General features: G+C 61.3%; 19 protein-coding genes and 1 pseudogene. 10 read left to right on the top strand and 10 right to left on the bottom strand.

The window, feature by feature from the left end; translation table 11 throughout:
* The first annotated feature begins 133 nt into the window (after positions 1-133).
* Together ACNKW1_RS14840 and ACNKW1_RS14835 are read left to right on the top strand one after the other, a co-directional pair.
* On the top strand, positions 134-1102 hold the full coding sequence (locus ACNKW1_RS14840; protein WP_418365375.1) for a substrate-binding domain-containing protein: 969 nt from the start codon (positions 134-136) through the stop codon (positions 1100-1102).
* 85 nt (positions 1103-1187) lie between these two features.
* A complete protein-coding gene (locus ACNKW1_RS14835) occupies positions 1188-4400 on the top strand; it encodes an EAL domain-containing protein (protein ID WP_418365374.1) in 3213 nt (1070 codons plus the stop codon).
* 62 nt (positions 4401-4462) lie between these two features.
* Here the strand turns inward: ACNKW1_RS14835 and ACNKW1_RS14830 are convergent, their stop codons facing one another.
* Positions 4463-5407: a diguanylate cyclase gene (locus ACNKW1_RS14830; RefSeq protein ID WP_182938058.1), complete on the bottom strand. Its 945-nt coding sequence runs from the start codon at positions 5405-5407 to the stop codon at positions 4463-4465.
* Between the two features lie 322 nt (positions 5408-5729).
* Here ACNKW1_RS14830 and ACNKW1_RS14825 point away from each other — a divergent pair, with 322 nt between their 5' ends.
* On the top strand, positions 5730-6749 hold the full coding sequence (locus tag ACNKW1_RS14825; RefSeq protein ID WP_182938059.1) for a sensor domain-containing diguanylate cyclase: 1020 nt from the start codon (positions 5730-5732) through the stop codon (positions 6747-6749).
* An 11-nt stretch (positions 6750-6760) separates the two neighbouring features.
* The gene (locus ACNKW1_RS14820; protein WP_341648032.1) at positions 6761-8665 is read left to right on the top strand and encodes a diguanylate cyclase; all 1905 of its coding nucleotides are present in this window, start codon (positions 6761-6763) and stop codon (positions 8663-8665) included.
* Positions 8666-8939: 274 nt separating this feature from the next.
* On the opposite strand, the gene gmtX is transcribed toward ACNKW1_RS14820, so the two are convergent.
* Genes gmtX through ACNKW1_RS14795 form a run of 5 tightly spaced genes read right to left on the bottom strand, consistent with a single transcriptional unit; the run spans position 8940 to position 16698 of the window.
* The gene (gene gmtX / locus ACNKW1_RS14815; RefSeq protein ID WP_418365373.1) at positions 8940-9653 is read right to left on the bottom strand and encodes a gamma-mobile-trio protein GmtX; all 714 of its coding nucleotides are present in this window, start codon (positions 9651-9653) and stop codon (positions 8940-8942) included.
* Entirely contained in the window at positions 9637-12588 is a 2952-nt protein-coding gene (locus tag ACNKW1_RS14810; protein ID WP_418365372.1) for a VPA1269 family protein, read from the bottom strand. The genes gmtX and ACNKW1_RS14810 overlap by 17 nt, the downstream gene beginning before the upstream one ends.
* Positions 12585-14066, bottom strand: a complete 1482-nt coding sequence (gene gmtY, locus ACNKW1_RS14805; RefSeq protein WP_418365371.1) for a gamma-mobile-trio recombinase GmtY — start codon at positions 14064-14066, stop codon at positions 12585-12587. Before gmtY ends, ACNKW1_RS14810 begins: the two co-directional genes overlap by 4 nt.
* Entirely contained in the window at positions 14063-16261 is a 2199-nt protein-coding gene (locus ACNKW1_RS14800; RefSeq protein ID WP_418365370.1) for an AAA family ATPase, read from the bottom strand. The genes gmtY and ACNKW1_RS14800 overlap by 4 nt, the downstream gene beginning before the upstream one ends.
* The gene (locus ACNKW1_RS14795; protein ID WP_418365369.1) at positions 16258-16698 is read right to left on the bottom strand and encodes a VPA1267 family protein; all 441 of its coding nucleotides are present in this window, start codon (positions 16696-16698) and stop codon (positions 16258-16260) included. Before ACNKW1_RS14795 ends, ACNKW1_RS14800 begins: the two co-directional genes overlap by 4 nt.
* Positions 16699-16817: 119 nt before the next feature.
* Between ACNKW1_RS14795 and ACNKW1_RS14790 the strand changes: the two are divergent.
* The 4 genes and pseudogenes from ACNKW1_RS14790 to ACNKW1_RS14775 all read left to right on the top strand — a co-directional run.
* Positions 16818-17444 (top strand): annotated as a pseudogene (locus tag ACNKW1_RS14790) (complement resistance protein TraT); the annotation flags it as partial.
* 137 nt (positions 17445-17581) lie between these two features.
* Positions 17582-17992, top strand: coding sequence for an RNA-binding S4 domain-containing protein (locus ACNKW1_RS14785; protein ID WP_418365368.1), 411 nt, complete (start codon positions 17582-17584; stop codon positions 17990-17992).
* 106 nt (positions 17993-18098) lie between these two features.
* Positions 18099-19652, top strand: coding sequence for an NfeD family protein (locus ACNKW1_RS14780; RefSeq protein ID WP_418365367.1), 1554 nt, complete (start codon positions 18099-18101; stop codon positions 19650-19652).
* Complete coding sequence (locus tag ACNKW1_RS14775) at positions 19646-20425, top strand: slipin family protein (RefSeq protein ID WP_418365366.1); 780 nt, start codon at positions 19646-19648, stop codon at positions 20423-20425. Before ACNKW1_RS14780 ends, ACNKW1_RS14775 begins: the two co-directional genes overlap by 7 nt.
* 39 nt (positions 20426-20464) lie before the next feature.
* Here ACNKW1_RS14775 and ACNKW1_RS14770 read toward each other — a convergent pair whose 3' ends face one another.
* The 4 genes from ACNKW1_RS14770 to ACNKW1_RS14755 all read right to left on the bottom strand — a co-directional run bounded on the left by ACNKW1_RS14770 (position 20465) and on the right by ACNKW1_RS14755 (position 24592).
* Positions 20465-21340, bottom strand: coding sequence for an AEC family transporter (locus ACNKW1_RS14770; protein WP_418365365.1), 876 nt, complete (start codon positions 21338-21340; stop codon positions 20465-20467).
* 146 nt (positions 21341-21486) lie between these two features.
* Positions 21487-22824, bottom strand: a complete 1338-nt coding sequence (gene hslU / locus ACNKW1_RS14765; protein WP_418365364.1) for an ATP-dependent protease ATPase subunit HslU — start codon at positions 22822-22824, stop codon at positions 21487-21489.
* A 10-nt stretch (positions 22825-22834) separates the two neighbouring features.
* Entirely contained in the window at positions 22835-23371 is a 537-nt protein-coding gene (gene hslV / locus ACNKW1_RS14760) for an ATP-dependent protease subunit HslV (RefSeq protein WP_418365363.1), read from the bottom strand.
* A gap of 69 nt (positions 23372-23440) precedes the next feature.
* Positions 23441-24592, bottom strand: a complete 1152-nt coding sequence (locus ACNKW1_RS14755) for an STAS domain-containing protein (protein WP_418365362.1) — start codon at positions 24590-24592, stop codon at positions 23441-23443.
* A 265-nt stretch (positions 24593-24857) separates the two neighbouring features.
* Between ACNKW1_RS14755 and ybgC the strand changes: the two genes are divergently transcribed.
* Both ybgC and tolQ read left to right on the top strand, forming a co-directional pair.
* Positions 24858-25241, top strand: a complete 384-nt coding sequence (ybgC, locus tag ACNKW1_RS14750; RefSeq protein WP_418365361.1) for a tol-pal system-associated acyl-CoA thioesterase — start codon at positions 24858-24860, stop codon at positions 25239-25241.
* Positions 25238-25906: a protein TolQ gene (tolQ, locus tag ACNKW1_RS14745; RefSeq protein ID WP_418365360.1), complete on the top strand. Its 669-nt coding sequence runs from the start codon at positions 25238-25240 to the stop codon at positions 25904-25906. The genes ybgC and tolQ overlap by 4 nt, the downstream gene beginning before the upstream one ends.
* Positions 25907-25921: the final 15 nt, after the last annotated feature.

Below are 25921 nucleotides of genomic sequence, written 5' to 3'. Positions count from 1 at the left end.
GTTGCTGCTGGCCACCCTGATTGCCTCCAAGAGACGGACCGCCGAAGTGGTCGAGATCGTGGCCACAGTCAAGCTGCTCCGCCGGTCGGAAAGAAGCTGGTAACATTTGTCACCTTTTCCCAGAGTGACGCTCATGCGGCCGATCCGATGTCTTGCCTTCCTGGTCCTGTCGTTGGTCTTTGCTGGGTGTGGTGAGCGTGTCGATCGAGAACCCGCGGTCGCAATCTCCACATCCCCGCCCCCCGTTGTAAAGCCGCGAGTGGCGTTGGTCATGAAAACGCTGACCAATCCGTTCTTCGTTGAGATGGAGAAGGGTGCGCGCAAGGCGGAGATTGAGCTCGGCATTGAACTGATCGTCAAGACGGCAGCGCAGGAAACCTCATTCGAACAGCAGGTTTCGATCGTCGAAGATCTAGTTCAGAACAAGCGGGCCGATGCGCTCGTGATCGCCCCTGCGAATGCACACCATCTGATTCCTGCGGTGCGAAAGGCGCGTGATGCGGGTATTCCGGTGGTGATTATCGATGCCCGCCTGGATGCCACCCAACTCGCAGTGGCGGATCTCGCCGGCCTGCCCTTTATCAGCGTGGACAACGAGAAGGGGGCCTATCTCGCGGTCAAGGCGCTGAGCGCAGGGATTGAAGTGCCGACCACGGCAGCCATTCTCGAAGGCATTCGTAGTGCCGAGAATGCGCAGGCGCGCAAGCAAGGTGCGGAGCGTGCGTTTTCAGAGAACACGGCGATCCGAGTGGTTGCCAGTGAAACCGCCAACTGGAAGATCGATGAGGCCTATGAGGTAACCAGGAAAATGTTCGAGCTGCATCCGGGCATCGGCCTGCTGTTCGCCGCCAACGACATGATGGCACTGGGGGCCTTGCGATACTTGAGCGACAATGGGCTGAGCTCGGTCAAGGTGGCCGGTTTCGACGCCTTGCCCGAAATCCGGACCATGGTCGATCAGGGCAAGCTAGCGGTTACCGTCGACCAGCGCTCGGCGGAGCAAGGTTATCAAGGTGTTCTGTATGCGATTCGCCTGCTCAAGGGCGAAAAAGTGCCATCAGAAACGCTGATCGATGTGGAGCTGGTCAGCGCGCCGAAGTAGGCCCGGGATTGCGTTTGAACATCATGACGATCAAATTCGCCGCTCCCTTGGCGGAGTCGGCCCGTTGCTCATGGGTGGGGGGCGGATGCGGCTGAACCTCACCCAGCGCTTCATTGTCTACCTGATTGTGCTTAGCATCCTGCCACTGTTGGTGGTGGGCTTATCGGCGATACACCTGTCGAACCAGGCTCTGGAACATGAGACGCGCAGCAGTGCGATTCAACAGGCTCACGACAAGGCTGCCCTGCTCAACGGGCAGATGGCGCAGATCGAAGCATTGATCGCTAACATCAGCGGGGTTGAGCAGATTGTCGAGGCGGTCTCGGCTGAGCCGCCCGATGGCGATGTGTTCACGCGCCTGGCCACCCAGGCGCAGATCGGCTACGTGCTCAACAATTACATCAACCTGGACGGCCTTGTCTCCATCGACATTTTTACCTTGGGGGGTAGTCACTACCACGTCGGCGACACCCTGGTTTCAAATAACCTGGATGTAACGGCGCGCGAACAGTTGATCGCAGAGACCCTGGCCGCTCCCAGCCGGATACATTGGGCAGGTGTGCAGGCCAACCTCAATCGTGACTCCGCCCACCGCCAGGTGGTAACGGTAGCCCGAGTGATTCGCCGTTTCGATCTGGCGACTTCGCGCGAGGTCCCGGTCGCCTTGCTGCTGATCAACTACGACCCACACCAGATTCGCCGCGAGTTCAGCAAAGCAGGCGTTAGCGAAGATCGCCTGCTGATCGTGTTGGACGGGCGTGATCGCCTCGTATATCACCCCGATCCAGCACGCCTCGGCTCGCACGCAGAACCAGCGTTGATTGCCCAGCTGGCCGAAGCACACAGCGCGACGGTAACGATCAATGCTGCAAGTGGAGTACTCATTAGTCAAGTCGCCCTGCACGCTCCCGGCTGGCGACTTGCGATCTTGGTTCCGGAAGAAACGCGGTATCGCTCAGCGCAGGCCATTGGACGGACCACCACCGTGGCGATGCTGGTGTCGCTCCTTATCGTGGGCGTGGGGGCGGTCTTGTTCGCGCGCCGGGTGGTGCAACCGATTCGTGATGTTGCCGGACGCTTCGGGCAACTACGCGACCTGCCCGATGCCGAATTGCTGCCGCTGGCGCCGCGCGGCGATGACGAGATCGGCAATCTCTCGCGCGGGTTCAATGCCTTTCTGGATGGTTTGAATGTCCGGCGTCAATCCGACGCAAAGCTCCAACTCGCAGCAAGCGTATTCAGCCACGCCCGTGAAGGTATCGTTATCACCGATGCCGATGGCCACATTATCGAGGTCAACGACGCCTTCACCCGTATCACCGGCTATCCCCGAAACGAGGTACTCGGCCGCAACCCCCGCATCCTCAGCTCCGGGCGCCATGATCGAGCTTTCTATGACGAGATGTGGCGTGATCTGCGCACCCGAGGGTACTGGGAGGGGGAGGTCTGGAATATGCGCAAGTCCGGACAGGAGTACGCCCAGTCACTCGCAATCGCGGCCGTGCGCGGGAGCGATCAGCAGACCTCCCACTATGTGGCGCTGTTCTCGGACATCACGCGGCAAAAGGACAATGAGCAGCAGCTCAGGCATATCGCGCACTTCGATCCGCTCACCGGCCTTCCCAACCGGGTGCTGCTGGCCGATCGCCTCGAGCAGGCCATCGTACGGGTAAGGCGCAGCGGCCTGCCGCTGGCACTGGCTTATATCGATCTGGATGGGTTCAAGTCAGTAAATGATGTACATGGCCATGACGTCGGCGATCAACTGTTGGTGACCCTTGCCGCGCGCATGAAGGATTGCCTGCGCGAGGGCGATACCGTCGCCCGCCTGGGTGGCGACGAGTTCGTCGCCGTACTTGCCGATCTGAGCAATCAGAGTGCAGCGAAGGATCTGATCGATCGATTGCTGTCCGTCATCGCCCAACCGGTAAAGGTGGATGGCGTGGTCGTTCAGGTTTCCGGCAGCATCGGGATTTCCCACTACCCGCAAAGTGATGATGTCGATCCCGATCAGTTGCTGCGCCAGGCGGACCAAGCGATGTACCAGGCCAAGGTCGCGGGCAAGAACCGTTACCATATTTTTGACACCGCACGGGATGCAAGTCTGCGCGGTCAGCACGAGCACCTGGAGCGCATCCGGGAGGGATTAATCAAGAACGAGTTCGTGCTTCACTACCAGCCCAAGGTCAACATGCGCAGCGGCGAGGTGATCGGAGCCGAGGCCCTGATCCGGTGGCAACACCCGGATCAGGGCCTGCTTGCACCCGTGGAGTTTCTGCCGCAGATCGCACAACATCCGCTGGAAGTGGAACTGGGACGCTGGGTGATCGACACTGCGCTGACCCAGATCGCGGCATGGCAGGACGCGGGAGTCGATTTACCGGTTAGCGTGAACATCTCCGGCTTTCATCTGCAGCAGGCCGGTTTTCTGGATGAACTGCGAGCCCTGCTGGCAGCGCACCCGAACGTGCCGCGCGGCTATCTTGAGCTAGAAGTGCTGGAGAGTAGCGCTCTCGAAGACATCGCCCTGGTCTCCGCGGTTATCGATGCATCCGCGACGCTCGGAGTCAGTTTTGCGCTCGATGATTTTGGCACCGGTTATTCGTCGCTCACCTATCTCAAGCGCCTGCCGGCGCAAGTGCTCAAGATCGATCAGAGCTTCGTTCGCGACATGCTGCAGGACTCGGACGACCTCGCTATTCTAGAAGGAATACTGGGGCTGGCCACCGCCTTTCGGCGCAGGGCGATTGCCGAGGGGGTGGAGACGGTGGCGCACGGCGAAACCCTGCTGCGGCTCGGCTGCGATCTGGGCCAGGGCTATGGCATCGCCCGACCGATGGCGGCGGCCGATCTGCCTGCGTGGCGCCAGCGTTGGCGCCCCGACCCACGATGGGCGCATGCACACTGCCTCGACCGCGAGCTGATGCCGGTGCTGATTGCCGGTGTCGAGCATCGAGGCTGGATTGTTGCCCTGGGGGAACACCTCGATGGCAGGCGCGACGCGCCGCCGCCACTCGATCATCATCAATGCCGATTCGGCCAGTGGCTCGACAAGACCATCCATCAGCCGCGCCACGCCGCAACCTTCGCCACCATTGAAACCTTACATCTCCGGGTACACGCGCTGGCCGCCGACTTGCTCAAGCGGCGTTCGCAGGGTCACGATGTCGAAGCTTTGGCCGGTATGGCGGAACTTCACGCACTCTGGGACGCGCTGCTGGTCCACCTCGAATACCTGTTGAAGGACGATCCGCGCAGCCTGGCGCCGTCGTCTGGAGGCGGATCAAACTGTCGATAGAGAATCCCCCCTGAATCGCCCCGGGTTTGGTGGAGTCGGCACCGGTCGTAGCTTCCGGACACTTAAAGACCGTCAATCTCCGTGCGGTTCCGCCCCCGCTGCTTGGCTTGATACAGCGCCGCATCGGCTGCGGCCAGTAACAACTGGAGACAACTCGTGCTTCCCGGTCGCAGCTCAGCCACGCCAATGCTGACCGTGACGTGCGCGCCAATGGGAGACGATAAATGGGGAACGCCAAGTTCGGCCAGCTGCGCATGAATCCGCTTCGCCACGATTGCGGCGCCTGCGCTTGCCGTATCCGGCAGCAGCAACACGAACTCCTCGCCGCCAAAACGGGCCACGAGGTCGGCAGGGCGATGAACGGCTCCACGCAACACAGTTGCAATGGCTTTCAGGCACTCGTCGCCGGCGACATGGCCGTAGTGGTCGTTGTAAGGTTTGAAATGATCGACATCGATCATCAAGACGCCGAGCGGAGCGTGATCTCGCGCGTGGCGCTGACATTCCACCAACAGCATTTCATCAAAGTAACGTCGGTTTGCGATTCCCAGCAGACCATCTTGCCGACTGAGCGTGAGCAGGCGGCGGTTCGTGTCTTCGAGTTCCAGCTGGAGCCGCTTTGTGGCGGTGATGTCCTGGGTGAGCGCCAGCCCCCCATAAACGCTCCCATCCGCGCTTTGCAAAGGGATAGCGTGGACCAGGAAACATGCCTCGTTGAACAACACCTCGACCTTGCCCGCCGTGCCGTCGAGCGCGTTACGGTACAGAGCGGCGAGTGGCGTCGAAATGTTCTCAGGGAAGAGTTCCCATAGGAGTTTGCCTTCGAGATCCTCCTTTCTGAGCTGGTGGTCGCGAAGCCCCAAGCCATCGGCGAAGGTATAGCGCAACTCCTTATCAAAAAGGATCACCGCACCATTGGGAAGGTGGCTCGCGATCGTCCGATAGATTGCTTCACTGCGCCGTAAGGCCTCCTCGCGCTCCAGGATGACCTGTTCAGTCAGCTTCACGTTCGTGATGTTCTCATGACTTAGCACGGCTCGCACGGGACCGTCACAGCTCATACGCGTTACACGGAGATTGAACCAACGGCGCTCGTTTCGGGAGTGGCACGGGTAGTCAATCACGAACTCGGTGAACTGGCCCGCAAGTACGGCCCTCACGCCCGCGGCTGCTGACCTTGCCACCTCCCGGTTAGTAGCGAGAAATGCTAGTATGCTAAGCCACTTCGTCTGCAGGGACAGTCATGTATGTACATTCTATCCGGGAGGCGATCGAGGCGATAATGCTGGCGGGGATGTTTTCGCGTTTTTTTGCCTGTGAGGAGGTGGAATGAAGCCGTCGCAGAACGATAAGAGTGGAGCCCGATCTGATCTCGGTGAGCGCGCGCTCGCGTTTCTCGCCCAACATCGGCTGTCGGCCTCTCCCATCAATTACTGGGTAGCGCACGACTACATCAGAGGCAACGACCCGTCGCTGTGCGAAGCATTGAATTCAGTAATCGGATCTTCATCTGCGATCGATGATTTCGTTGTGCGCGAGATCTACGAGCAACATGTGGCTGGCGAGGCTCTTCGTCGGTTTCACGGCATGGGAGAGGGTATCGAAAAGTTGCTCGGCAGTCTCCTCGGAGATGTACTCAGCGCGAGTCGAAATACGTCCGGTCTCCAGGCCTCTCTGACCGAAAACCTGGGTCGGCTTGATGAAGTTCGCGACTCGAGCGGTTTACGCGCGATCGCTCAAAACCTAGCCCAGGCTGCCTTAGCAGCAAATGAAAGCAACGCGGCACTCAAGAAGAGTCTTGAGGCCACGGAGCAGGAGACAAGATTGCTTCGAGGTGAACTCGACAAGCATCGGCGCGAGGCGATGGTCGATCCGCTTACCGGGCTGCTCAATCGAAGAGGCATGTTAATTGAAGCCGCAAAACTGTTCGATTCTTCCGATGGGCCGCCTGCTTTGCTCGTCATGGATATCGACCACTTCAAGCGGATCAACGACACCTACGGCCATGCAGTGGGTGATATTGTGATCCAGAAGGTCGCTGAGGCGATGTTGGCTATCGCGCCGGACCAAGCGATGACTGCGCGTTTTGGTGGCGAGGAGTTTGTCATGTTGGTACCCAATGCCTCGATCGATCGAGCACAGCAGCTTGCAGAAAAGGTTAGGACCTCGATCGAACGGTTACGGTTGGTGCGGCGTCATGACAAGCTCGAAATCGCACCCTTTACGATCTCCGTCGGAGTTGCCTTACGTCAGCGCGAGGAGTCGATCGAGCCGCTATTCGATCGGGCTGACAAGGCGCTGTATCGGGCGAAGCACAATGGCCGTAACTGCGTCGTCGCATCCAGTTGAGGGCGAGCTCGGTGGCCAGATTCGACGAGATCAAGCTTGCTGGACAACTGCCTAGCCCCAAAGGGGTCGCATTGGCCATAATGAACCTATGCGGTCGCGAAGATTGCACGATAGAAGACGTTGCTCGTTTGGTTCAGACCGATCCAGCTTTGTCTGGGCGCCTTCTCCGTCTCGCAAACTCGAGCGGCGGTACCCACCGACCAGTCTCAGCCATCAACGAAGCACTGCTGCGTATCGGCATGAAGGCGGTTGCTCAGCTCGCGATGGGATTCTCGCTCGTCGACCAGTTCAAGGACGGACCTTGTAAAGGATTCGATTATCGCAATTTTTGGTCGCGCTCATTGCTGATGGCTTTGGCCTCGCGGGAACTCGGACGTTTGACCCGCGCGGCTGCCCCGGAGGACTTGTTCGCATGCGGCTTGCTCGCGAATATTGGTTCCTTGGCTCTGGCCACGGCATTCCCCGTCGAATACTCCGAACTGCTTGAGTCCGATCGAAGCAATTTGCTCGCGCTCGAACATGAGGCGTTTGGGATCGATCAGCGCCAGTGCGCGCTTGCCATGATAGAGGAGTTCGGCATTCCGAAAGCGCTCGCCGAACCCGTCTTCTACCATCAGTCACCCGATGAATCACAGTTTTCTGAAGGGTCGCGACCGCACACGCTGACCTGGCTATTTCACACCGCTAGTCATCTCGCCGACCTTGGCATAGCAGCCGAGAAGGTTCGAAGCCAGTTGGTCGGCTCCCTAATACGGCTCGGCGGTCGATTTCAGATGGACGCCGACGGTACGGCGGCGTTCTTCGATCGGATCGTCGAAGAGTGGAGCGACTGGGCGAAGTTACTGGATGTCCCGGCTACCTCCCTTCCGTCGTTCGAGCGCATGTCTGAAACTCCGCCGGTTATCGGAGGGGCTACAGGATCGGACGCTACAGTGCCTGCTCTCATTGTCACCTCACGTAATCACTCCACCTTCGATGTCAGCACGTTGTTGCAATCCAGCTTAGGTTATCAAATTTGTCTCGCGGGTGATTTTGATGAGGCTTTGAGCATTGCGGTCGCTGTGTTGCCGAAGATTGTGATTATTGACGCCGACTTCTCCGGTGCAGGTGCGCAGGACTTCTGTCGCAAGGTACGTGGGGCCGATTGGGGTAGACCGGTTTATCTCGTTGCATTGTCTGATCAGTTAGACAAGGAGAACTTCGTCGCAGCGCTTGAGAGCGGCGTGGATACGTGTCTTTTCAAGTCGCTCGGCGAGGAAGCGTTGCGCGTCGCGATGGATGCTGGACATCGCTATCTCGGACTCCTTGATGCATGGCAAAACGATCGTGCTCAACTTAAACAAATCGCCTCAGAGCTCGCCGTCAGCAACCGGAAGCTTGAACAGGTTGCCAGAACTGACATGCTTACCGGATTACCGAATCGTCGTGGGGCAATGGAGGCGCTCGCCAGGGCTTGGAGTGCGTCGAATCGCACCGGTGAGGCACTGAGCGTCATGATGATCGATGTTGACTGGTTCAAACGCGTGAATGATCGATATGGGCATGCGTTTGGTGACCACGTCTTGAAGCAAGTGGGTATTCGCCTACACAAAGAAGGGCGTCGCAGTGATACGTTGTGCCGAATCGGCGGCGAGGAATTCTTGGTTGTATGTTCGGGTTCAGATCTTCCCTCAGCCATGAAGGCGGCGGATCGCCTTCGCAGGGCGATCGAAACGATGGCCCTCGTCGCCGAGGGTCATGAAAAGGTAAGACTCAGTATCAGCGTCGGTGTTGCCCAGAAAGAACGCGACACTGCGAGTATTGATGTGCTACTTGGAGAGGCAGATAAGGCTGTGTACTCAGCCAAACATGCCGGCCGCAATCGCGTGCACATCATGGCTCGGGGTAAACTGCATCAATTCGTTAGCAATGAGTGAACGTTGAGCTGGTTGACCATCGTGGAGAACAAAGCTCTAGCTACGACTGTGTCTGACCCTGGTCGCCAAGACTCCTTGGGGCGCTGCCCCAAACCCCGCACTCGCCGTGAGGCAGCCGGGGGCGGGTTATAAAACAACCCACCCCCAGCAGCCCGGAGCGTTGGCCGCTGCGTCGGCATCAAGGGCTTTCGCGGCATAAACGGGTGCCCTCCCACGGCACACGACGCCGTGGGTCCCTCCCATTTATTCCACGGTCCCTTGACACCGCCTCCGCTCATTCAGGCTCCAGTGCGTCAAGCTTGTCCGTGCCAACGCCGACCTGTTTCGCCGACTGCCGCGCAAAGGTGTCACCTTCGCCGATGATCTTTCGGATCGCCGTGACATAGCCCGGCTTGAAGATCACCCGGCCGGCCTCGTTGAGAACGCGTCCCTCAGCGTCGCTCGTCCAGCCTTCATCTCGGAGTAGGCGGTCGCTGACAGCATGGCGCAACGCCTCGATCTCGGAGGGATACAGGCCGGTCGATGCAGGCAGTATCTGAACCGGCTCACGGTTTTCGGCAGGCCTGGGGCGCATGTCGATCACGCGATTGCCTTCAGCCTTGAGCAGCGTAATTTGACGACGCATCTGCCGGTTTTCGGCTAGGATGCCCGACATCATCGAACGCAGCGCCGGGTTCTCGATCTTGTTGAGAAGTTCAATGTAGGGATTCTCGCTGACCTGGCGTACCTTGCGGGTCACACCGCCGGTGTGCTCGGCCCACGCCTTAATCAGCCCTTTGTAGTCGTCGCCCGTCTTGTTATGGATGGCTCCCTTGCTTGGACCGCCCCGATCCGCCGCAATGAGGGCAATGGTGGCCACGGAGAAGTCCCTGCTGCCGCGCTCGTACTGCTCGCGGCACACTTGGTAGATCAGTTCAAGTGAGCGTTGCTTGCGCGGGGTGGCGTTTTTTTTGAGCTGCTCAAGCAGATCGTCAGGATGCATCGTCATGAGGTGCCTCCTTGGGTAGGGACAGCGCCCGTTTGGTCTTGGCATGGTCGATGAGCTCTCTGGCTTTGACCTGGGCGATCTCGCTTAAGACCTCATCTTTAAGAAGTCCGATGGTTTTGAGCTTGGCGCGGCATTCGGCATAGGGTAACGCCCCCTCGATCGAGCCCGTGCGCGCCTGAATCAGTTGCATTACCGCATTGCCGACGAGTAGTTGCTGCTCTTGCGTCAGGTTCATCAGCACCGGCTCCATGTCGTTGTAGCGCAGCATGGCATCGAGCATCTGCGCACGCCGGACGGTGGCGAAGCCGGCATCGATGTCGGGGTAGATCACCGCGTTTTCGCAGACAACTTCAAACAGGTGCAGCACCGACTGTGACTCGATGAAACTGACCTTTAGGTCGGCCATGCTTCCCTTTGCAACGAGCTTCACACCGCCATTGGTCTTATCGCCGGCAATCTGGATGGAGCGCTGAATCAGGTGGTTCGTAGACTGCAAGTCATTAATGAACTTGTTCAGGATCAGCGCCTCGCCCTCTGCGTACTTGGAGAGTTGCTCCAGCTCGCGCACTCGGAGGAAGGGTTGGTCTTCACGCTCCGCTTTCCGCTGGCCATCCTCCAGACTCCGCAGTTTCTGATCCAGTGCGTTGTAGCGTCCGCTTTGGCGGTGGACCTTTTCGCTTACAGTGTTGAAGTGCGCGATCAGGCCGGGCAGGAAGGCCGGCCCGGTCAGGAGGAAGCGGCAGCAGACACAGTTACGCTCCTGCGGGAAACCTGGGACGGGAGCGTATTGCTGCTCATTCCGAGAGTCGGCGAGACTTTCACCACCCACATCACAGAGCGTCGCCCCATTGGGGCAAATACCTTTGTCATCGAAGGCGAGGGCTGCGACCGATCGGGTGCCGATCACAGCCCGTACCGCGTCCTCCGACACGAAGGCGAAGCGTTGGCTTACCTGCTCGAAGCTCGCCTCCTGAAAAAAGCGGCGATGATTGGCCTGCTCGGCTTCCAGCTCATTTTTTTCCGCTTCCCTCAGCACTTCGCGCAGGTATGCTTTACCGACCTTGGTGTAGTGGAGCGTCATGATGATGGACGCGTGACCGGCAATCATCTTGGATACCAAAGCAATCGGTAGTTTTTTATCGAGGATGAAGTAGGAGATGAGCGACACACGCAGAGAGTGTAGAGAAAACCATGTTTGCGCGTGTGAGTCAGGATTGACGAAGCGCAATGGTGTGCCGTCGTGTAGTTTGTCCTCGGGGCTGATACTCTTCTCGCAGCGCTGCTCCAGCCTTGCGAGCAAGTGATACCAGAGACGGTTCAATGCGACGTCAGTCAGTGGTTTGTCGCCCTTGCCATCAATCGGATCACGAAAAAGAAAGCACGCTGAACCACGCTGCGCAAGCACCTCGGGGTGGGGCCGTGTCCCTCCAAAGTGTTTCCGCTCTAAACTGGTCCATGGAGTTGGCTCAGAAACTGGGTTGTAACGTTCCTGCCAATTGCGTAGCTTATCCAGCCAGTACAAAACTTCGTCCGGGGCCCAGGGAATGACGTAGCCCCTTTGATTCTCAGATTTATTGACGTCGGCAGTCTTGTTGGTGTTTATGTAGAGGCCTGCCTCGCGCTCGTTCGTGCTTTGATGGAAGACGCCGCGCTGCAAAGGACGCTTCTCGCTGCCGGTGGCAAGCGGGCTGAGATTCAGCACAAAACCACCTCCATTCTGCGCATGCACATAGCGCCATGTGTCGGCTTCCCCCGAATCCAGCATTCGAACCTGAAAGGTGCGCAAGGGCAATTCCAACTTGAGGTACAGTGCGACGGCGCGCACGGGCGACCAGATTTCCCAGACCTCGGCTGAGTAGCCTCTAGACTTCCTTTGGTGTTTTCCCGCTGCTCGTCGTCGAAACATGCAATCGGGGTCTGTGGGGTCGATGGTCTTAGGGTCGACCACAAACCAGTCTCCGCCGCTTTTCCCACCCGTCATTGCGTCCTGCGCCCATTTCCAATCGCGGAAGTTCGGTCCCTCGGCTAGCATGGAACGCAGTTCGCGGATGTAGCGAATTGAGAGCGACTTCTTGTCCGACTCGGCCCTTGCTGGCTGACCGGAATAAGTAAGGCGAGAGATCGGATTGTGGAAGCGGGATCGGTCCCAGTCTCCTGTGTCGGGGTCGCTCAGTTTAGTCGTTAGAACCCAGTCGATAAACTCTTTTGCATAATTGTTACGCATTATGCCATTGGCAGAAAGTGTCATTTCGCCGGTTTGTTTGGCCTCAACCAGTACTTCGTCAAACTTTGGCTTTTGCGTTTCACGCATGAGGAAACGCCCAAAATTGCGCTCCAGGTTCTGACCGTGAATGTAAATCGTGAGGAATTTGGCGATCGCATCGCGGCGGGCGGGGACAGCGCGTCTCTGATCCTTGAGCCACTCAGCGGCCAAGTTGCGCCAGTCTTCCAACTGGGGGTCAAGCTTGAGCACGTGGTCGAAGCTCAGATCGGATTCCTTGCCATATCGCTTGATCATCCGTCGGGGGAAAGGATTAGCGAGATGTGACGGAACGATACGATTACCGCCGGCGTCAAGCACTGAGAGCTTTTCGTTTAGCACCCACTCGAGAAAATCGCTGACGGTGTCATGTTTTTTCTTGATGTTGCTTTCCCCGGCCATTAAATCCAAGCCCAGTGCTTTATCGAGCTCAGGCAACCTCCGCCCCCTCGCGCAGAACTCTTCAGGCGGTATCATATGCAGCCCTTGACCGTGCAGGTAGACGACAAGGAATGCGCTCAGTGCGGTTTGATTGTTCGCATTGAATGGGGGCAAAGTGCGGTTATACTCGGCTGCCCACGCACGCCAGCCCTCCAGGGCTGGATCGAGGTCGAGTAGGAAGCGGTAGTCCGGATCGAACTTTCTGATGACCTGCCTTCGTTTTTTTTTGATCATTTTCTTCTCGATAGTCTGAAGTTCTGGCCCGAGAACATACTCAACGGATCGACCTCTTTGAGACCGTATTCTAGGAAGTCAGGTGGTGACAGTGCCGCCCCTTCCTGAGCCTCGTTCGCGAAAGCCAGAGCGGCATCGATTGCACGTTTCAACTTCATTCGATCCGGTTCCGTGTAGACGGCCTGAGATTCCAATGATTTATGATGAAGCGCTTTTTTCAGGTATATAGCATCAAGGCGAAGGTCGGATAGGCGCTGACCGTATGCATGGCGGTGGCCATGCGGCGTGGTGCCCAGCGCCTTGGCCGATACCAGGCCGATGCGCCGCAATGCATTGGCGTGCGCATCCTCAAAGGCGTCGATGCTGTAGGGTGCGCCTGTGCGGGTGACGAAGGCGAACGGATGAGCGGGGGTAAGCCGGGAACGCTGTGCCATGTAGAACACCCAGAACTTCCAGAACAGTTCCCCCGCCCATAGCGGTGCCCAATGCACATGCATGAAGTGCTGCTTGCTGTCGAGCGCGTTACCCTTCCAGCCGGCGTGCAGGCGGTGCGTGCCCTTGTACTCCGTGCGCGGCAAAAGACCGTATTTGTCGCGCAGGTACGTGGCGCGAATAGAGACGACCGGCTTGCCATTGGCATTCAGCAGATCGGGCGGGGCCTGCCCCAAGCTCGGGTGAAACACTCGGACCAAGGCGCTGCCCGGACTGGTCTCGTCGTGCGTCACGTCATGGATATACAGGTGGAACGGCTCGCTCATACGCAGTCCGCCGTAGTCCATCAGCATCGTGATCAGAATGTCGCGCAGGTTCAGCCGCTCCTCAATGCGGCGGCTCTTCTGCTTGCCCGGGACGATGAAGCCCCGGAACAACAGATCCTGCATGCGATCGGCCGGGAAGAATTTGACGGGCTCGTGATCAATGACGGGGTTTTTTTTAAGCAGGGCAGTTCTGGCCTGACTCACTTTGAGCCTGGCAATGTCGGTGCTCATGGTGTGCGAGAGGAAGGCGCGATTGCGTTGATGCTGCCACGCAGCCCAGGCTAGTTGCTCCTCGGCGCGCGTGGCCTGACGCCAAGGGTTCAGTGGCTTGGTGCCATGCTCCTGCGCCATCCAGTCGCTGAATTTGGAGAGGTGGTTCACCAGCACGCGTATCTGGTCAGGTTTGCGGGCATCCCAATACAGGTCGCTCGGGTCTTCGCCGTCGACGCCTACCGTGCCGCTATAGAGCCGCTGGACGAAGGTTGCGAACAGGTCGTGCGGCGTGTCGAAGGACTCATGGTTCGCTTGCATGTAGTCGACCAGGAGACCGACCGCCTGCACGAGCTTGTTCATGTTGCGCTCCGACAGGACATGCCGGTGCTTGAGAATGAAGTGGATCAGCGGCTGCAGCGGGCCGAATTCGGTGAGGATCACCGGGATTTCATCATGGATGCCGGTGTTATCACGCACTACCTTGTAGTAGGCGACAGTATGGGTCACGGCATAGCCCCCAGGATCTCGTCGAGCATCGATCCCAAAGCCACTTGACGCAGCGACGCATGGGGCGGCGCTTCGACAGCAGCCCTGGCAGCCGCCATGTCGCCCACTAGGATCGCCTGTCCCTGTGCGCGGGTGATCGCCGTGTATAGCAATGTGCGATCCAGCAAGCGCGAGGAGCGAACCGGCACGATGATGCGCGGGAACTGGCTGCCCTGGGCCTTGTGGATGGTGACGGCGTAGGCGAGCTCTAGCTGCGGTAGTAGATCGGATGTCAGGTCGCGCTCTTGTCCATCATCCCAGCGGATGCGGCCGAAGCACTGCCCCGGCGCAGAGTCGCGTTGGGGTGGTTCGACCGATACGATCACGCCTAGCGAGCCGTTTTGCAGGTTTTTCTCCCAATCATTGGCTAGGCAGATGACCGGCGAACCGACGCGAAAGCCGGTGCCTTGTACCGAACCGAACTCGTGGTTCCAGAGGAGCAATTCTTCGCTGTTGGCATGGCGGGCCGCTGCGCACAGGGCATTGATCGCTTTCGCGCCCCCGGCCGCCGCCGTACGGGTGGCGCAGAGGATTTGCGTGGCGTTGGGATCGTCGGTCAGCAGGTCAAGTACGACGTCGTTGATATCCCGGAGCGCACAGGGCAGAAATGCAATTTCGCTGTGCGGATCGTCGGGTAGTTCGGGCCATTGCCCCTGCCGGATTGCGCGAGCGGCTTCGGCAACCCTGCCGCCGTAGCGCTTGACTTGTTGTAGCTCAATCCGAGGGACGCCAGCCTGATGCGCCAGTTCGTGCAACATCAGCCCCGGCCCGACAGGCGGCAGTTGGTGCGGGTCGCCCACCAACAGGAAGCGGTAGCCCTCAGGCAGATGCCGGATCAGGCGATAGGCCGCCGGCAGATCGAGCATCGATGCTTCGTCGATTACGACGACGGCACGCTCGGGGGCTTCGGCAAGGTTGAAGCGGTTCAGGAAACCGGCAATCGTACTGGCGGGGTGGCCGGTGGCTTCGCCGATACGTCGTGCGGCACGGCCACTGAGCGCCATGGCAAAGATCGGCCAACCTGCCGCGCTACACAAGTGGAAGAAGGTACGCAGCACGGTGGTCTTGCCGGTGCCTGCCCCACCTGTGATGACGGCGATGGAGTTAGCATTAGCCACCGCCAGCGCATCGATCTGGCTCGGCTCGAGGACCATGCCGGAGTCGGCCTGACACCAAGTGAGAACGGCTGAGAAGGCGGCATGATCCAACAACGATTGCGGTTGTACGGCACGCTGCGCGATTGACTCGGCGATGCCACGCTCCATGACGTAGGGGCCTACGGCATGCAGGCGGTCGGCACGGAGCAAAAAGCAACCTCTTGTGTGCGCCTCAGCAAGCGCACGGTCGACCAAGTTGATCTGATTACAACTCAACAACGCGCCTACACGTCGGGATGCCTCGCTGCGTTTGACGCAGGTGTGTCCCGCGTCAAACGCAGCGTACAGGGACTGTTCGACGGCCCCAGCGAGCCGTCGCGGATCGTCTTCAGCAATCCCGAGGGTTTCACGAGCAAGTTTATCGGTGGTCGCCCAATCCGCTGCGAAACTGATTAACCGATAGGGGTCCTCCTCGATCTTGAGGGCTGGCTGCGGGCTGAAATACGCGATGACCTTACGACCCAGGGTTACGGAAAACCCCTTGGATTGCAACCATTGCAGAGTGAAGGTGTCACCCCAGCGGTGCCACGAATCGGCAAGGCTGACCGCCGCTTCGGCGGTCATGACTTCTTCGAGCTGTTTCACGTTGCCTGCATCGAGAATTGCGTAGAGGTCTTCGCCGAAGTGATCCCAGAGGCGACGGGCCTTGACGATACCGATACCGGCGAATGCCTCACCTTCTGCAAGCAAGGTAATGATGTGCTCGCCCGAGGGGCGAAGCAGCTCCATCGTTTCGGCGGTTAGCGTCAATTCGGTCAGGCGATAGCCATTCACGATAATGGTATTGGGCGTGGTCTCCCCACTCACGCGCCAGAATTGACCGACTTCAATCGGCGCATGTAGCAACCAGTGTGGGGCCTTCACGACTAGATGCGTCTTGGCATCCAGGCGCGCACCGTATTCGTCGATCTGGATGGCGGTAAAGATCGCACCGCCTCGGCCTTGAGGGTTCTGGCTACGCACGACGCAGACACGAACGGTGAAACTCGGCACGCTCACCGGGGCAGTCTCCCGGTGCTGGACAGCACGTTGTCCATGAGGCGGTAGCGTTCCAGTTGGCTACGAAGCTCCGTCACCTCGGCGCGCAGGCCAGCGTTCTCCGCTTCGAGACGCTTCAGGCGGGCCTTGTCCGCCGCAACATGCGAGTTGGGTGCGTCGGCCGATGGCGGCGAGCGCGCAGCATCCGCGACGGGCGGCAGGATACTCCGTTCGCGAAGTTGTGCTTCGAGGGCACGCAGCGCTTCATTCACGCGAGGGTTTTGCAACAAGACGCTTTTTGCAAAGCAGCACTCCCGCGCGATCTCCTGTCGAGAGAGCTGACCACGCCTGACCATCCCTCGGTAGTCGGCGTCGGTTTTACTGGCGACCCACGAGAGGAATGTGGCGAGATTCTGGCCGGCCTTTTGCTGGCCCGAGAGGTTGTTGAATGCACTCATAATATTAAATATAGGACTCCACATAACTACAACCGTCAAGCAATAAAATGTCGCCTATCGGTTCAGAGGCGGCATAGCTTCGGCTAAATTATGATTCTTCGGTAACTCCACATAAGTCGGACACGGTTTTCCTTGATCCGGTCGGTTCGGACAAGAAAACCATCTTCGTGCAGATCCGCAACACTTCGGACAAACCCGATCTGTCCGTCCACGCGGAAATCCTCTCCGCCATCGAGGCCAAGGGCTACCGTGTCATGCAGGATCCGGAGGCGGCGCACTACATCCTGCAGGCCAACATCCTTCAGGTCGGCAAGTCTGCCCCGACGGCGATGGAGGCCGCGATCAACCAGGGCTACGGCGTTTCCGCAGCTGGCGGGCTGATGCTCGCGTCGGGTGCGGCCTACGTCGGCGGCGCCAGCGGCCGCGGCATCGCGGCAGCCGGCCTGGTGGGTGCGCTCGCCGAAGGCATTGCCGGCGCCGCGGTCAAGGACGTCTACTTCTCGATGGTCACCGACCTCCAGATCAAGGAGCGGATGGCCGGCACCGGCAAGGCCAAGGTCAGCTCCAGGCACAAGCTGCGCCAGGGTAACAGCGGCGCGTCCGAGGTCAGCTACGCGGAAGAGTCGAGCTACAAGACCTACCAGACCCGCATCGGCTCGACCGCCAACAAGGTCAACCTTGCCTTCGAAGAAGCGCTCCCCGAACTGAAGAAGGGTCTCATTACCTCGATCTCCGGCCTGTTCTGAGAGGGCTCCGACCCTCCCGCCCCGCGCAAGCTGGCGGAAGGACTGGACGGGACCCCGGTCCCATGGCGCCGTTGCATTCGGGAGGGCTCTGTCGATACTGTCGACCGTGCCCTTTTCCGTTCACCAATGCCCTGCAGATGACCGAACACCGCAAGCACGCCGTCGCAAACCCAGCCCGCACCCGCCTCGACAAATGGCTGTGGGCCGCGCGCTTCTTCAAACACCGCACCGGAGCCACCGAGGCCGTCGAGGGTGGCAAGGTCAAGCTCAATGGCGCTGCAGTGAAACCCGCGCGCGACGTGAAGACGGGCGACCGGCTCGACATCACCCTCGGCGAGGAGACCCGCACGGTGTTCGTGCGCGCAATCGCCGACAAACGTGGCTCGGCCACCGTGGCGCAGATGCTGTACGAGGAGACCGCCGAGAGCATCGAAGCGCGCGAACGCGCCCACGAGCTGAACAAGCTCGCCGCTGCACCAGGGGCAGACCTGCATGGGCGCCCGACAAAGCGCGACCGGCGCCGGATGGACCGATTCAGCGGATATTGAGGTTTCTTCCTCCCCCATCGCTGCAGCGAACTTGTGCAGTCGAACTACACTCCGAAAGACACGGGTGGCATCACGACCGCTCGTGGCGGACGACGGAGGCGATGGGATGAGCGCAAGCGCATTCGTACTGATGCGAAGACTTTTCAGCGTGGCGCCGATCCTCGCTGCCTTGCTGATGACCCTGGCCGGTACATCGGCGACACCCAGCGCGGGAGGCGCGCTGGTACTTCGCATGGACGGCGCGATCGGCCCGGCAAGCGCGGACTACCTTCACAAGGGCCTTGCGCGCGCAGCAGCGAGCGGCGCGCAAGTGGTGGTCATCGAGCTGGATACGCCTGGCGGCCTGGATGGCTCGATGCGCGCGATCATCAAGGACATCCTCGCCTCACCGGTGCCGGTGGCCACCTTCGTCGCGCCAGAGGGCGCGCGGGCGGCGAGCGCGGGCACCTACATCCTCTACGCCAGCCATATCGCGGCGATGGCGCCCGCCACCAATCTTGGCGCGGCCACGCCGGTGGCGATCGGCATTGGCGGCGCGCAGCCCGGGCGGAGGGCACCACTGGATGACGCGCCGCAGCCCGCGCAGGACGCAAGCGAGAAGGCCCAGGGCGCCGGCGATGCGCCCCGGGAGCAGGACCGTGCCTCCGATCATCCAGACGACGGAACAGGCGCGGATGCATCCGCCACCGGGCGCTCTGCCGCCGCCTCCCCCACGGCACCCGGCCATCGCGCTGCTGCGCCCACCGACGCGATGGCGGCCAAATCCATGTCCGACGCCACGGCCTACATCCGCAGTCTGGCGCAGCTACGAGGCCGGGACGTGGACTTCGCCGAACGCGCAGTGCGCGAAGCCGCCAGTCTTTCGGCCGAGGAAGCCCTGTCCCGGGGGGTGATCGAGTTCATCGCGTTCGACAGCCGGGATCTGCTCAACAGGCTCGATGGCCTCGAGGTTCCCGTACTCGACGGTACGCGCACGCTGGCCACCGCAGGCATCGGGATCCAACGGATGGAGCCGGACTGGCGTAGTCGCGTGCTCGCCGCGCTCGCCAACCCGCAAGTGGCGCTGATCCTGATGATGATCGGCATGTACGGACTGTTCTTCGAGTTCACCTCGCCCGGCTTCGGTGTACCCGGCGTGGCGGGCGCGATCTCGCTGCTGATCGCGCTCTATGCCTTCCAGCTGCTGCCGGTGAACTGGGCCGGCGTGCTCTTGCTGGCAGTGGGCGCGGCACTGATGCTGGCCGAGGCCTTCCTACCCAGCTTCGGTGTGCTGGGCGTGGGCGGCATCATCGCCTTCGTGGTCGGTGGCCTGTTCCTGATGGATGCGGACGTCCCTGGCTTCGGCGTGCCCGTCGCACTCATCGTCGGCATGGCGCTGGCGAGCGCGGCGATCATCATCGCCATCGGCACCTTCGCCGCGCGCAGCCTCCGCCGCCCGGTGGTGAGCGGCAGCGAGGAGATGCTCGGCACCCTCGGCACCATCACATCGACCGCCGAGGGCGGAGGCTGGTGGGTCCATGTGCACGGCGAGACCTGGCGCGCGCGCAGTGCCAGTAGCCTGAGGCCCGGACAGCAGGTACGCGTCGACCGTCTGGACGGCCTCACCCTTGAAGTTTCGCCCACGGCCGCACGGCCACACGACAGGAGCGCCTCATGTTGATCGATCTCCAGTTCGGGTTCGCCCCGCTCATCCTCCTCCTCGTCTTCCTCCTCTTCGCCGCACTGCGCGTACTGCGCGAGTACGAGCGCGGCGTCATCTTCATGCTCGGACGCTTCTGGCGGGTCAAGGGGCCCGGCCTGGTGATCGTGATCCCCGGCCTGCAGCAGATGGTGAAGGTCGACCTGCGCGTAGTCACCATGGACGTGCCCTCGCAGGACGTCATCTCCAGAGACAACGTCTCGGTCAAGGTGAATGCGGTGGTGTATTTCCGCGTCGTCGATCCGCAGAAGGCCATCATCCAGGTCGAGGACTACTTCAACGCCACCAGCCAGCTCGCCCAGACCACGCTGCGCGCGGTGCTCGGCAAGCACGAACTGGACGAGATGCTCTCCGAGCGCGAAAAGCTCAACACCGACGTGCAACAGATCCTCGACGCACAGACCGATGCCTGGGGCATCAAGGTCGCCAACGTGGAGATCAAACACGTAGACCTCAACGAAACCATGGTGCGCGCGATCGCCCGGCAGGCCGAGGCCGAACGCGAGCGGCGCGCCAAGGTAATCCACGCCGAAGGCGAGAAGCAGGCCGCCGAGGCGCTGCTCGAAGCCGCGCAGATGCTGTCACGCGACCCTGCCGCCATGCAGCTGCGCTACCTGCAGACGCTCACTCAGGTGGCAGGCGACAAGAGCTCGACGCTGGTGTTTCCGGTGCCTGTGGATCTGCTCGGCAAGCTGATGCGCCTTGATCCGGAGCGATCTGACCGAAATGCCTGAGGCGCCCGCCCTGCTCCGTCCGGTGCGCGGAGCGCTTGATCAGTCCAGCACGAGCGCAAGCGCGAGCGGCAGGAACACCGCCGCCGCGACGTTGCCGATCAACACCATGGAGGCCACCTTCCCTGGCTCCTGCTGGTAGCGCTCTGCAAACATGTAGTTGAGCACCGCGGGCGGCAGCGCACCGAACACGAGCATCAGCGCCTGTTCGCGCTGCGGCAGTTCGATCACCTGCATCACCGCCCACGCCAGCGCCATGCCCACCAGCGGTCGCGCCACGGCGCCGAACACACCGATTCCGATCGCGCCGATGCGCGAATCCGCCAGGCGCACCCCGAGGCCGAACAGCATGAGCGGGATGGAGATCTCGCCCAGCATGCGGATCGCGATGAGCAGCGGCGGCCAGACTTCGAAGTGGGTCAGGCTCACCATCAGCCCCGCGAACGTGGCCAGCACCGAGGGCACCCGCCACACCGTGAGCAGCCGCACGCGATGGTCCAGCAGCCAGGCGCCGAACGAGAAGTGGATCAGGTTCGACACCATGAACAGCACCACCATGGGCGCCAACGCGAGCTCGCCGAAGGCGAGCACCGCCAGCGGCAGACCCAGATTACCGCAATTGTTGAACATCAACGGCGGCACCAGGGTCTTGGGTTCGATACCGGTTGCCTTCGCCAGCCCCCAGGCCGCCAGCCCCGAGCCCACCACGACGACCGTCCCCGCCCCGATCAGGGGCAGGAAGGCGGCGACGTCGAAGGCCTTGTTGGCCAGCGCCGCGAACACCAGCGCCGGCACGAATACGTCCATGTTCAGCTTGTTGGCATGCGACAGGTCCGGCTTCGTGCGCCGGCCGACGAAGAATCCCAGGGCGGTGATGGAAAACAGCGGGAAGAGGATTTCGACGATGCGGATCAGCATTTGGCGGCTCGGGTCCGGGATTTGCGGTCGCTGCCACGAAGGCAGCCATCGAAAGGCAATCGCGGGCAAGTCCCTCCCACAGCAAAACCAGGCAGGTGCATCTGCCCGTGGGAGGGCGCTTGCCCGCGAACAGGCGCCGAAGCCGCTTAAAGCACGTAGCGCGCCAAGTCCTCGCGCTGCGCCAGCATGTCGAGGCGTGCGTCGACGTAGGCCGCGTCGACCACCACCGTCTGGGTTGCGCTACTACGACCCGCCTGAAAGGAAACCTCCTCGAGCAGTTTCTCCATCACCGTGTACAACCGGCGGGCACCGATGTTCTCGGTCTTCTCGTTCACCTGGAAGGCGATCTCGGCCAGGCGGCGGATACCCTCCGCGGTGAACTCGAGCTGGACACCGTCGGTTGCGAGCAGGGCCTCGTACTGACGCGTGAGGCAGGCGTCTGTGCTGGTGAGGATGCGGGCGAAATCTTCGACCGACAGCGATTCGAGCTCGACGCGGATCGGAAAGCGGCCCTGCAGTTCGGGGATCAGGTCCGAGGGCTTCGACAGGTGAAATGCACCGCTGGCGATGAACAGGATGTGATCGGTCTTGATCATGCCGTACTTGGTCGAAATCGTCGTTCCTTCGACCAGCGGCAGCAGATCGCGCTGCACGCCTTGGCGCGACACGTCGGCACCATGCGCGTCGGTGCGTGCGGCGATCTTGTCCACCTCGTCGAGGAACACGATGCCGTTCTGCTCGACCGAACGCACGGCCTCGAGCTTGACCTCCTCGTCGTTGATCAGGCGCGCAGCCTCTTCGTCGGCGAGCAACTTCATCGCCTCCCGGATCTGCAACTTGCGCTGCTTCTTCTTGCCGCCCCCCATGTTCTGAAACATGCCCTGGATCTGCTGGGTGAGCTCCTCCATGCCCGGCGGCGCAAAAATCTCCGCCTGCATGGAGGGGGCTGCGACCTCGATCTCGATCTCTTTGTCGTCGAGCTCGCCCTCGCGCAGCTTCTTGCGGAATTTCTGGCGTGTGGCCGAATCCTGTGTGGGCTCGGCTTCCGTGCTGAAGCCCACGGCACGCGCGGGTGGCAGCAGCGCATCGAGCACGCGATCCTCGGCTGCGTCCAGCGCACGGTCGCGCACCGACTTCATCGCGCGCTCGCGGCCGTCCTTGATCGCAATCTCCATCAGGTCGCGGATGATGGTGTCCACGTCCCGGCCGACATAGCCAACCTCGGTGAACTTGGTCGCTTCGATCTTGATGAACGGCGCATTGGCCAGCCGCGCCAGGCGGCGCGCAATCTCGGTCTTGCCGACGCCGGTGGGGCCGATCATGAGGATGTTCTTGGGGGTGATCTCGCTGCGCAGCGGCTCGTCCACCTGGGCACGCCGCCAGCGGTTGCGCAACGCGATCGCAACGGCCTTCTTCGCCTTGTCCTGGCCGACGATGTGCTTGTCGAGTTCGGAGACGATCTCCGGCGGGGTCATCTGGGTCATGCGTTCAGCCTCAATCCAGCACTTCGATGGTGTGATGGTGATTGGTGTAGATGCACAGGTCGCCGGCAATGCCGAGCGCCTTGGACACGACTTCCTTGGGATCGAGTTCGGTGTTCTCGATCAGCGCACGCGCTGCAGCCTGGGCGTAGGCGCCACCGCTACCGATGGCAACGATGCCCTGCTCCGGTTCGAGCACGTCGCCATTGCCGGTGATCACGAGTGAATGCTCACGGTCGGCCACCGCCAGCATGGCCTCGAGCCGGCGCAGCATGCGGTCGGTGCGCCAGTCCTTGGCGAGCTCGACTGCGCTGCGCAGCAGGTTGCCCTGGTGCTTGTCGAGCTTGGCCTCGAACCGCTCGAACAAGGTGAAGGCATCCGCAGTGCCGCCCGCGAAACCGGCAAGGATCTGACCGTTGTAGAGCGTGCGTACCTTGCGCGCCGAGGCCTTGATGACGATGTTGCCCAGGGTGACCTGGCCGTCCCCGCCAAGAGCGACGCGATTGCCGCGCCGCACCGACAGGATGGTGGTGCCGCGATATTGTTCCATGATGATTCCTCGCCGGCCCGGTGCCGGCGCTCAGGGTTTGCGGATGCAGGGATGGCTCGTACAGCTTGCTCAATGGCGCAGGGTGACCTTCGCCACCTGATCCACGCTCATCACGCGCAGCAAGCCCGCCACCATGGCGTTCACATTGACGAGACGCACGAGTTTACCCTGAGCCTGCAGGGTGACGAGAATGTTGAACAAGGTTCCGGCGCAGACGAAGTCGATCCGGCGCAGGCGCCGACAGTCCACCGTGAGTTCCCGGCGCTCGGCGGCAAAGACCGCCAGTTGCTTGAGGCTGTCGTTACCCGAGCCGCTGAGTTCGCCCTCGAAGACGAAGGCGTCGGACGCCGTGCTGACCGGCTCCGGCCGCGCCGGGGTCGGGGCCGCGCCGGCGTCCGTCTTAGCGGCGCGCTGCTCCCACGACGGAGGCGACTCTTCGAAGGTAACCGCGAAATCCACCGCGAGGTTTTCGAAGCGCGCCTGATCGCCGGCATACTGCAGCAGCTCGAGCAGCATCAACCAAGTGTCACGCTCCTCAGCCCGCCCAACGCTCAGCCGCTTCTCGAGCAGCGCCGCGAGCGAATCCACGTTGAGCAAGCTGAACTCGATGCGCTCGGCGGCGAGCTCCGCGAGCGTGCGCCGCCACACCCCGCAGCCTCCGTCATCCACGCCCTTGACCTTGCTGACGTCGATACGGATCCCGCCGCTACGCCGCCCGATCTGGGTGATCTGCTGAAACTGACGTTCGGCCGCGGCCGAAAGCTGGCCACTGAGGTTGATCAGCGGAAAGCCGCCAGCCCGTGGCCGGGCGCCCATGCCGGAAAGGTCCTCCCAGGGCGGCGGTGAGCGCTCGAAGCGCGTTGCGTAATCGATGACCCGCGATTCGAACCGCTCCGCCATGCCGCGCAGGCGAAGCAGATCCAGGAGCATCAACCAGGCCCCCTCGCCCACGTCGGCGCCCTCGCCGGTCACGGCCGGCTCGAGCAGGGCAAGCGCCTCCCCTTCGTTGCCATTGGCGTAGAGCACCGCGGCATCCTCGAACACGGCGCCGATACCGCCCCCGCACTCCTGGACCTCGACCTGCTCATCGCCATGCGCCGAATCGAAATTCAGCTCCGAGAGCTCTGTCGGAGGCGGCGCAGGCTCCTGAACGTTGGCGTGCACCTGCTCCGGAGCAAGCTCACGGGGGGTGTTCTTCCTGCCAAAAAAGGGAAGTGCCACAGTCGTATCCCAACCAATCGGTCCCGTCTCAGCGCCCCCGGCGGACACCGCCGGACAACCCTGAAACGGCGAACAACATTTTCAGAAAATTTCTTTCAAGACAGAGACTAAGGAGAAATTGTCAAAACAATCATCAACAATTGCAACACGCGTGCACCCACGAGAGAGGCTCGGCTAGAATGCTGCGATGCAACCACATAGCACGGTCTCCCGCGGGGCGAGCGCGACTTCTGCGCCGCAAGACGCCGGTGCTCGCAGCCATTTCTTGCGAGTCTATTACGAAGACACCGATGCGGGGGGCGTCGTGTACTACGCGAACTATCTCAAGTTCTGCGAAAGAGCCCGCACGGAGTGGCTTCGCGCACTCGCCGTCAGCCAGCAGGCACTGCTGTCGGAGGCCGGCATCGGCTTCGTCGTGCGCTCGGTGCAGGCGGATTTTCTGTCCCCTGCCCGTCTCGACGACGAACTCGAAGTGCAGACCCGCATCGAAAGCCTGCGCCGCGCAAGCATCGTCTTCAAGCAGTCGATCCTGCGTAGCGGGCAGCTGCTGTTTACCGCGCAGGCCCAGCTTGCCTGCGTCGACATGAAGCTAAACAAACCCACGGCGATCCCGCCCAACCTGCTCTCCTCGATCCGAAGCCAAGCATGACCGTCACGCACGACCTTTCCATCATCAGCCTGATCTCGCAGGCAAGCGTCCTCGTCCAGCTCGTGATGGCGCTGCTCGCCGCGCTTTCGCTCGTGTCGTGGTACTGGATCTTTCGCAAGTCCTTCCAGATCCGCCAGGCGCGTGCCGAAACCGACCGCTTCGAGCGCGAGTTCTGGAGCGGTGGCGATCTGAACACCCTGTACGAATCCGCCAGCCGCAACCAGGCTGAAGGCATGGAGCGCATCTTCGAGGCAGGCTACCGCGAGTTCACCAAGCTGCGCGCCAAGGGCCACGACCACGGCGCCACGCTCGACGGCGCGCGCCGCGCCATGCGCGCCACGCATCAGCGCGAGATCGACGACCTTGAAGCCCATCTCGCCTTCCTCGCCTCAGTGGGCTCGGTATCGCCCTACATCGGCCTTCTCGGTACCGTGTGGGGGATCATGAACTCCTTCCGCGGCCTCTCCAGCGTGGGTTCGGCCACCCTCGCCCAGGTTGCCCCGGGCATCGCGGAAGCACTGGTCGCCACCGCGATCGGCCTGTTTGCCGCAATCCCGGCCGTGGTCGCCTACAACCGCTTTGCACACGACATCGACCGCCTCGGCATCCGCTTCGAGAGCTTCATGGAGGAGTTCTCCAACATCCTGCAGCGCAACCTGCGCTGAGCGGACGGAGAGCGA

Origin of the sequence: Thauera sp. WH-2 (genome assembly GCF_048321015.1) — a bacterium.
Classification (GTDB): domain Bacteria; phylum Pseudomonadota; class Gammaproteobacteria; order Burkholderiales; family Rhodocyclaceae; genus Thauera.
Note: the sequence above shows the minus strand (reverse complement) of the source record. Positions and strands in the feature narration are given on the sequence as shown.

Excerpts from the sequence above, each read along its gene's own strand:
- ACNKW1_RS14840 (WP_418365375.1), top strand. The coding sequence starts at position 134 with ATGCGGCCGATCCGATGTCTTGCCTTCCTGGTCCTGTCGTTGGTCTTT.
- ACNKW1_RS14835 (WP_418365374.1), top strand. The coding sequence starts at position 1,188 with ATGCGGCTGAACCTCACCCAGCGCTTCATTGTCTACCTGATTGTGCTT.
- ACNKW1_RS14825 (WP_182938059.1), top strand. The coding sequence starts at position 5,730 with ATGAAGCCGTCGCAGAACGATAAGAGTGGAGCCCGATCTGATCTCGGT.
- gmtX (WP_418365373.1), bottom strand. The coding sequence starts at position 9,653 with ATGACGATGCATCCTGACGATCTGCTTGAGCAGCTCAAAAAAAACGCC.
- ACNKW1_RS14810 (WP_418365372.1), bottom strand. The coding sequence starts at position 12,588 with ATGATCAAAAAAAAACGAAGGCAGGTCATCAGAAAGTTCGATCCGGAC.
- ACNKW1_RS14795 (WP_418365369.1), bottom strand. The coding sequence starts at position 16,698 with ATGAGTGCATTCAACAACCTCTCGGGCCAGCAAAAGGCCGGCCAGAAT.
- ACNKW1_RS14785 (WP_418365368.1), top strand. The coding sequence starts at position 17,582 with ATGACCGAACACCGCAAGCACGCCGTCGCAAACCCAGCCCGCACCCGC.
- ACNKW1_RS14780 (WP_418365367.1), top strand. The coding sequence starts at position 18,099 with ATGAGCGCAAGCGCATTCGTACTGATGCGAAGACTTTTCAGCGTGGCG.
- ACNKW1_RS14775 (WP_418365366.1), top strand. The coding sequence starts at position 19,646 with ATGTTGATCGATCTCCAGTTCGGGTTCGCCCCGCTCATCCTCCTCCTC.
- ACNKW1_RS14770 (WP_418365365.1), bottom strand. The coding sequence starts at position 21,340 with ATGCTGATCCGCATCGTCGAAATCCTCTTCCCGCTGTTTTCCATCACC.
- hslU (WP_418365364.1), bottom strand. The coding sequence starts at position 22,824 with ATGACCCAGATGACCCCGCCGGAGATCGTCTCCGAACTCGACAAGCAC.
- hslV (WP_418365363.1), bottom strand. The coding sequence starts at position 23,371 with ATGGAACAATATCGCGGCACCACCATCCTGTCGGTGCGGCGCGGCAAT.
- tolQ (WP_418365360.1), top strand. The coding sequence starts at position 25,238 with ATGACCGTCACGCACGACCTTTCCATCATCAGCCTGATCTCGCAGGCA.